Origin of the sequence: Selenomonas sp. FC4001 (assembly GCF_000701565.1) — a bacterium.
Lineage (GTDB): Bacteria > Bacillota > Negativicutes > Selenomonadales > Selenomonadaceae > Selenomonas_A > Selenomonas_A ruminantium_B.
Map to the genome: position 1 here is coordinate 1 of NZ_KL370794.1, position 7026 is coordinate 7026.

At 51.0% G+C, this 7026-nt stretch carries 5 protein-coding genes, 14 tRNA genes and 1 rRNA gene; all 20 read left to right on the forward strand.

All coding sequences use genetic code 11. The annotated features are described in order from the left end of the window. Nucleotides 1–58: 58 nt before the first annotated feature. Nucleotides 59–175, forward strand: a 5S ribosomal RNA gene (gene rrf, locus T320_RS12900). Nucleotides 176–201: 26 nt separating this feature from the next. After that, a tRNA-Asn gene (locus tag T320_RS12905) sits at nucleotides 202–277 on the forward strand. A 24-nt stretch (nucleotides 278–301) separates the two neighbouring features. Next, nucleotides 302–378 (forward strand) — tRNA-Gln (locus T320_RS12910). A gap of 6 nt (nucleotides 379–384) precedes the next feature. After that, a tRNA-Lys gene (locus T320_RS12915) sits at nucleotides 385–460 on the forward strand. Between the two features lie 8 nt (nucleotides 461–468). Then, nucleotides 469–543, forward strand: a tRNA-Glu gene (locus tag T320_RS12920). Between the two features lie 7 nt (nucleotides 544–550). Then, a tRNA-Lys gene (locus T320_RS12925) sits at nucleotides 551–626 on the forward strand. A 6-nt stretch (nucleotides 627–632) separates the two neighbouring features. Further along, nucleotides 633–708 (forward strand) — tRNA-Val (locus tag T320_RS12930). A 6-nt stretch (nucleotides 709–714) separates the two neighbouring features. Further along, nucleotides 715–791, forward strand: a tRNA-Asp gene (locus T320_RS12935). A 41-nt stretch (nucleotides 792–832) separates the two neighbouring features. Then, nucleotides 833–908 (forward strand) — tRNA-Phe (locus T320_RS12940). A gap of 13 nt (nucleotides 909–921) precedes the next feature. Further along, nucleotides 922–997: transfer RNA gene (locus tag T320_RS12945), tRNA-Thr, on the forward strand. Between the two features lie 14 nt (nucleotides 998–1011). Further along, nucleotides 1012–1085, forward strand: a tRNA-Gly gene (locus T320_RS12950). A gap of 12 nt (nucleotides 1086–1097) precedes the next feature. Then, nucleotides 1098–1186, forward strand: a tRNA-Leu gene (locus T320_RS12955). Nucleotides 1187–1227: 41 nt separating this feature from the next. Beyond that, a tRNA-Leu gene (locus tag T320_RS12960) sits at nucleotides 1228–1314 on the forward strand. 32 nt (nucleotides 1315–1346) lie between these two features. After that, nucleotides 1347–1432, forward strand: a tRNA-Leu gene (locus T320_RS12965). 105 nt (nucleotides 1433–1537) lie between these two features. After that, entirely contained in the window at nucleotides 1538–2899 is a 1362-nt protein-coding gene (locus tag T320_RS12970) for a uracil-xanthine permease family protein (protein ID WP_037356748.1), read from the forward strand. 18 nt (nucleotides 2900–2917) lie between these two features. After that, nucleotides 2918–3493: a xanthine phosphoribosyltransferase gene (locus tag T320_RS12975; RefSeq protein ID WP_037356751.1), complete on the forward strand. Its 576-nt coding sequence runs from the start codon at nucleotides 2918–2920 to the stop codon at nucleotides 3491–3493. A gap of 87 nt (nucleotides 3494–3580) precedes the next feature. Then, nucleotides 3581–3666, forward strand: a tRNA-Leu gene (locus T320_RS12980). A 77-nt stretch (nucleotides 3667–3743) separates the two neighbouring features. Next, complete coding sequence (locus tag T320_RS12985) at nucleotides 3744–5165, forward strand: lipase family protein (protein ID WP_051608829.1); 1422 nt, start codon at nucleotides 3744–3746, stop codon at nucleotides 5163–5165. Nucleotides 5166–5413: 248 nt separating this feature from the next. Beyond that, nucleotides 5414–6538, forward strand: a complete 1125-nt coding sequence (locus tag T320_RS12990) for a DUF362 domain-containing protein (RefSeq protein ID WP_026759770.1) — start codon at nucleotides 5414–5416, stop codon at nucleotides 6536–6538. Continuing rightward, nucleotides 6535–6996, forward strand: a complete 462-nt coding sequence (locus T320_RS12995) for a MazG nucleotide pyrophosphohydrolase domain-containing protein (protein WP_037356757.1) — start codon at nucleotides 6535–6537, stop codon at nucleotides 6994–6996. Before T320_RS12990 ends, T320_RS12995 begins: the two co-directional genes overlap by 4 nt. Nucleotides 6997–7026: the final 30 nt, after the last annotated feature.

Genomic DNA, 7026 nt, shown 5'->3' on the forward strand with positions numbered 1-7026 from the left:
TACGCCGAAAGTACTTGTCTGGAGACGGACTGGGAGGATAGGGCGTTGCTGGTTTGAATCTGGTGACGATAGCCGAGTGGTTCCACCTGTTCCCATACCGAACACAGTAGTTAAGCACTCGTACGCCGAAAGTACTTGTCTGGAGACGGACTGGGAGGATAGGGCGTTGCCAGTTAAGAACTCCTTTTTAGGAGTTATGCTTCCCCGATAGTTCAGCCGGTAGAACGGTGGACTGTTAATCCATATGTCGCAGGTTCGAATCCTGCTCGGGGAGCCAATTATGATATACCTCTGGGGTGATTGGGGTATAGCCAAGTCGGTTAAGGCACGGGACTTTGACTCCCGCATCCGCTGGTTCGAGTCCAGCTACCCCAGCCAGATAATGGTTCACTAGCTCAGTTGGCAGAGCACCTGACTTTTAATCAGGGTGTCCCGGGTTCGAATCCCGGGTGAGCCACCATTAATTTCGGCGCGTTGGTCAAGTGGTTAAGACACCGCCCTTTCACGGCGGCTTCATGGGTTCGAATCCCATACGCGTCACCAATATCATGACTCACTAGCTCAACTGGCAGAGCAACTGACTCTTAATCAGTAGGTTCACGGTTCGATTCCGTGGTGGGTCACCATTATATGGGCGATTAGCTCAGCTGGGAGAGCGCCTGCCTTACAAGCAGGATGTCAGCAGTTCGATCCTGTTATCGCCCACCATTTTATGGCCCGGTAGTTTAGTTGGTTAGAATGCCGCCCTGTCACGGCGGAGGTCAGGGGTTCAAGTCCCCTTCGGGTCGCCACTTTGATATTAACGCCTGCGGGCGTTATATATATAATATGTGCCTTTGTAGCTCAGTTGGTAGAGCAGGGGACTGAAAATCCCCGTGTCAGTGGTTCGATTCCGCTCGAAGGCACCATTTTGTTTATTAAGCTGGTGTAGCTCAATTGGTAGAGCAGCTGACTTGTAATCAGCAGGTTGGGGGTTCAATTCCTCTCGCCAGCTCCACTTGATGGTTATGTGCGGGTGTAGCTCAATGGTAGAGCCCCAGCCTTCCAAGCTGGTCACGTGGGTTCGATTCCCATCACCCGCTCCAGTTTTAGATACTGCCGGGGTGGCGGAACTGGCAGACGCAACGGACTTAAAATCCGTCGGTTGGAAACAACCGTACCGGTTCGATTCCGGTCCTCGGCACCACCAATTTCATATAGTTGTAAAGCCCTTGAGGCTGATATAATGCGGACGTGGCGGAATCGGCAGACGCGCTAGTTTCAGGTACTAGTGGTGGTGACATCGTGGAGGTTCAAGTCCTCTCGTCCGCACCATTTTTATGTTTACTACTGTTTTTTGATAAATTGCGGTCGTGGCGGAATTGGCAGACGCGCTACTTTGAGGGGGTAGTGTTCACAAGACGTATGGGTTCAAGTCCCATCGACCGCACCATTTTTTATGAACATAAAAACTTGTTCTATGATATAAATTTCATAGGACAAGTTTTTTTTATATAAATATCTCATTTTTATCATTTTGCAGGAGTGATGAATCTACATGAAAGAAGCGAGTATCGAGAACATCTACCGGCTGGATGGCAGGGTGCCTCTGGAAGCAGCCATACCTTTTGGCTTGCAGCACGTCCTGGCCATGTTTGTTGCCAATCTGACCCCGATTGTAATTATTGCCGGGGCAGCAGGCTTTGACAAAGCGATGACAGCCATGCTGGTGCAGAACGCTATGTTTGTAGCAGGGATTGCTACCCTGGTGCAGTTGTATCCACTGTGGAGAGTGGGAGCGCGTCTGCCGATTGTCATGGGCGTCAGCTTTACTTTTGTGACGGCTATTTGCTTTGTAGCAGCTAATTTTGGCTATGGAGCAGTTGTCGGCGCAGTTCTGGTCGGCGGTATTTTCGAAGGAACCTTAGGGCTTATGGCCAGGTATTGGCGCCGTCTTATTTCGCCGATTGTTTCCTCTATTGTGGTAACGACTATCGGTTTTTCTCTGCTCGGAATCGGAATCCGTTCTTTTGGCGGCGGCTACAATGATGGCTATGGTTCTGCGGACAATCTCTTTTTAGGCACGGTAACGCTCGTTACCTGTCTGCTCTTTTCTTCCTTTGCCAAAGGTTATTACAAGCAGCTGGCGGTATTGGTGGGGCTGGTTGTTGGGTATGTACTTGCCCTGGGCATGGGCAAGGTTGACTTGTCAGCTGTTTTCAATGGCAGTGTTATTTCTCTGCCGGTGCTTTTGCCCGTTGCACCAGAGTTTCACTTAGGCGCGATTATTTCTATCGGGATTATCTTTTTGGTATCGGCAGCGGAGACCATTGGCGATACGACGGCGATGGCCATTGTGGGCTTGAAGCGTGATGTTGCCGAAAAGGAAATTGCCGGCTCTTTGGCTTGTGATGGCTTTTGCAGTTCCGTGGCTTCTCTTTTTGGTTGTTCACCCATCACGTCGTTCAGCCAGAATGTGGGCCTTATTGCCATGACAAAGGTGGTAAATCGCTTTGCCATTATGACTGGTGCTGTGGCGATGATTATTGCCGGCATGGTTCCTTCTATCGGGGCCTTTTTTGCTTCCCTGCCTGATGCGGTTTTAGGTGGCTGTACCATCATGATGTTTGGCTCCATCATGGTCAGCGGTATTCAGATGATGAGCCGTGTGGAAATGACGCAGCGCAATGCTACGATTGCGGCGCTTTCGTTTTCGATTGGCATCGGTACGACTACGGCCACGGAAAATGCCATTTGGCATATTTTCCCGCAGGTGGTGCAGGATGTGTTCAGTGGCAACTGCGTGGCGGTCGTGTATGTGGTGGCTATTTTGCTCGATACCTTCCTGCCGGCTAATATGGAGGCCGCTAAGGTAACTGAAGAAGAAGAAAATGCTGAACCAGCAACGGATATTGCCTAAGGGAAGGAGTTTTTTATCATGAAATTGTTGAAAGACCGTATCTTAAAAGAGGGACACTGCCTGTCGGGCAATATTTTGAAGGTGGATTCCTTTATCAACCATCAGATTGATCCGGAATTTACGATGGAGATGGGCAAGGAATTTGTGCGCCGCTTCGCCGATGTAAAGATTGACAAGGTGCTGACCATTGAATCTTCCGGTATTGCCATTGGTATGGCTGTGGCCTATGAGCTCAAAAAGCGTCTGGTTTTTGCCCGCAAGAATCCTTCGCTGCTCATGCAGGAGGATATGTATACCTGTCCGATTGCGTCCTATACCAAAAAGGAAGCCAAGCTGGTGTACGTGCTGAAAAAGTTCCTGCAGGCCGGGGAAAATGTCCTCATCATCGATGACTTTATGGCCGATGGCAACGCGGCTATGGGCCTGGCGAACATCGTTGAGCAAGCTGGCGGCAATGTAGTCGGTATTGGTATTGCCATTGAAAAGTCTTTCCAGCATGGGGCAAAACGTGTACGGGAGGCCGGTTACCGGGTAGAGTCCCTCGCTAAAATTGCTTCCTTAGCCAATGGGCAGATAATTTTTGACGAAGATTGATTTTTTCCAAAAAGATATTGACATAAGGCCCAAAGTACTCTACAATATTTTTTGTTAATTCGGTGAGTTCACTGAATAACTGCATAGGCGGTCGTGGCGGAATTGGCAGACGCGCTACTTTGAGGGGGTAGTGTTCACAAGACGTATGGGTTCAAGTCCCATCGACCGCACCATTTGAATTTTAAGCTCAGACGAGTTTCACAGTGTGGATTGTCTGGGCTTTATTTGTATATCCGGGAGGTGTGGCAGTATGAAGAGGATTTTGGTCCGCTGTCTGTTGGTCATCTGTTTGCTATGTGTTGGGATGGGGACAATATCTGCGCAGCAGGCAGTGGTACAGGAAGAGAACAGGACGCAGTCTGAGCAGGCGGAACTGCATTTGACGGCGGCGATGATTGCCAATGTGGCCTATAATGGTGAACTCAAGACACTGGCCCGCAACTGGCTGATGGCGCGGGGCTGGCAGGTGCTTTCCTATCAGCCGACACCGGGAGAAGGCGGCAGGCTTTATATTTTTGCACATCGCGTTCAGGAACATGACATTGTCTTTGTGACTTTTCCGGGAACAGAAACCATCGAGGATGCAAAACTCGACCTGCATATCAGCCGCGTACCGTTCGGAGGCCATACACCTGCGGAGTTTGCGCAAAAGGCAGGTGACATGGCCGGAAAATCCGGGGATAAGCCCTTGGTACATCGCGGGTTTAACGAATATGTGCAGAAGCTGCTCTTTACCCAGCCGCTGCCACAGATGGAAAACCTGACTTTCGGGGAAGAAATGGCCAGGGAATTGCAGGACCATCCACAACGTAAACTTTACCTTACAGGGCACAGCTTAGGGGGCGCCGCGGCTACTTTGACGGCTGCCCGGCTGGCAGATATGGGCGTTTCCCCGCAACAGCTGGAGGTCATCACCTTTGGCGCTCCGGCCGTGGGCAATGAAGCCTTTGCCCGGGCTTACGAGCATAAATTTTCCCTGACACGCGTGGGGATGGCAGGTGACCCGGTGAAAAGTATCCTGCAGTCTTTGACGGGAGGGTTCGTCCAATTCGGCCAACGGGTGGATTGGGAGAGCAAACTTACGGAACATTTTCCCCATGAAATGGTCCTGTATCTGGATGAAGCCTGGCGGCATTATGTGGATGCCAAGCCAGCCGGAGAATTGCCCAAGCTGGCCGGGGAGCCGCAGCTTCACCTGCAAAATGCGTTGTATGTTGCCGCGCCAGTCTTTGATATGCCGAAGAATCTGCGTCGGGAACTGCCATATATGGAGCGGATGGTTCGGGAGTTGACGGAAGCCACCTATACCCCGCAGCAGCAGGCAGAAAAAAAGCAGGATTTTCGGGGAATGATGAAGCAGGCGAAGGCGAAAGGCTGCGGCTATATCCTCTATCAGCAATACACAGGCAAGCGCATCCGCAACGAAAAGGATAATTACCGTCTAACGCTGGAGGAATGTATTTATGATGGAGACGGCAATATCTGTTACATGCAGTCCCGCAGTACCACAACCAGGGACATGACGCCGGTGCAGGCTGCGGCGTATCTCCATGTGCAGGGAGACGCGGACAGGGCGCAGGCCTTAAATGTTGGAGAAGAATACGCGAAGCGGCAGGATTTTTCCATCATAGATGTGAACACAGAACACAATAAAAATTCTGAAAATAATTGACAGGCGAAGCTCTTTTCGGTATAATAAGAGTAAGCAAAGGGAAGGAAGTTCAGCCTTTCCCACAGCTGCCGACATGCAATTCATGTAAGGAGGAGATTCCGATGGGATTTTAGGCAGAAACCCATAAGGAAAACATGAAGTGCGAATTGGTTGCGAAGAAAATAACCATCAGCAGGTGACGAGAAAGCCGCTGGTGGTTATTTTCATGGTATAATAGATTTGTGTGTATTATATTTTAGGAGGATATCATGGAAAAAGCCAAGGTTTATTTTACCAGTTTCCGTACGCAGGTGGGCACCAGCTGGTTGGAAAAGCTGCGCCGTCTCTGCATTGCGGCAGGGATTAAGAACATTGATATGGAAGGCAAGTTTGTGGCCATCAAGATGCATTTCGGGGAAATGGGGAATTTAGCTTTCCTGCGTCCGCAGTATGCCAAAGTGGTGGCGGATTTGGTCAAGGAACAGGGCGGTATTCCCTTCCTGACGGACTGCAATACGCTCTATCCTGGCAGCCGCAAGCATGCATTGGAGCATATGGACATTGCCAATCTGCATGGCTTTAATCCCATGACTACGGGCTGTCAGATTATTATCGGCGATGGCCTTAAAGGCACAGATGATGTGGAAGTTCCCGTAAAGAATGGCGAATATGTCAAGGCTGCCAAGATTGGGCGGGCCGTGATGGACGCGGATATCGTGATAAGTCTGGCGCACTTCAAGGGCCATGAAATGACGGGCTTTGGCGGTGCCATCAAGAATTTGGGCATGGGTTGCGGCAGCCGCGCCGGGAAGATGGAGCAGCATTCTTCCGGCAAGTGTGTGGTCAATCAGGAACTTTGCCGCAACTGCCATAAATGCGCCAAGGAATGTGGCTCGGATGCCATCAGCTTCGATACGGGCAAGGCTTATATCGACCCGGAAAAATGCAAGGGCTGCGGCCGCTGCATTGGTGCCTGTGGTTTCTCGGCTATCCGCAATGAGCAGTGGGATGCAGGCGATTTGCTCGACAAGAAGATGGCGGAATATACGCAGGCTGTGGTACAGGACAGACCCTGCTTCCATATCAATCTGGCGATGGATATTTCGCCGAACTGCGACTGTCATGGGGAAAATGATGCGCCCATTCTGCCGGATATCGGCATGTTTGCGTCCTTTGACCCCGTGGCTATCGACCAGGCCAGCGCCGATGCCTGTCAGAAGGCAACGCCTGTTCGCGACAGTCAGTTAGGCGACAATCTGGCTAAAGAAGATTGGCACCATCACCACGATGTGTTTATGGACAACAATCCCAACGTGCATTGGAAGGAAACGCTGGAACATGCAGAGAAAATCGGCATGGGCACGCGTGAATATGAATTGGTGACGCTGAAATGAAACAAGATGAACTTCGCCGGTTGCAAAAAATTGTCGAAGTCCTGCGCTCGGATAAGGGCTGTCCCTGGGACAGGGAACAGACCCATGAGAGCCTGAAGCCAGCCTGTATTGAGGAAGCCGCGGAAGTTTTGGCGGGCATAGATATCCTCAAGGCCACGGGCAAGGCGGAAAATCTCAAAGAGGAATTGGGCGACCTGCTGCTGCAGGTCGTCTTTCATGCCCGGCTGGCAGAAGAAGCAGGACTGTTTACGCTCGATGATGTGGCTAAGGCGGTCAGTGATAAGATGGAGCGGCGGCATCCGCATGTGTTTGCGGGGGCGGACGCAGCGTCGGTTGACTGGGAGGCTATCAAAAAGAGCGAGAAGGCGGGACGCGAGTGGGAGGAAGAGTTCCTGCCGGGAGCGTTTTCGCAGGCAGAAGCATTGATTGCAAAGGCTAAAGCACGAAAAGGGCTTTAGTTACATTGATATGCTAAGACGCCCGGTGGC

Excerpts from the sequence above, each read along its gene's own strand:
- T320_RS12970 (WP_037356748.1), top strand. The coding sequence starts at position 1,538 with ATGAAAGAAGCGAGTATCGAGAACATCTACCGGCTGGATGGCAGGGTG.
- T320_RS12975 (WP_037356751.1), top strand. The coding sequence starts at position 2,918 with ATGAAATTGTTGAAAGACCGTATCTTAAAAGAGGGACACTGCCTGTCG.
- T320_RS12985 (WP_051608829.1), top strand. The coding sequence starts at position 3,744 with ATGAAGAGGATTTTGGTCCGCTGTCTGTTGGTCATCTGTTTGCTATGT.
- T320_RS12990 (WP_026759770.1), top strand. The coding sequence starts at position 5,414 with ATGGAAAAAGCCAAGGTTTATTTTACCAGTTTCCGTACGCAGGTGGGC.
- T320_RS12995 (WP_037356757.1), top strand. The coding sequence starts at position 6,535 with ATGAAACAAGATGAACTTCGCCGGTTGCAAAAAATTGTCGAAGTCCTG.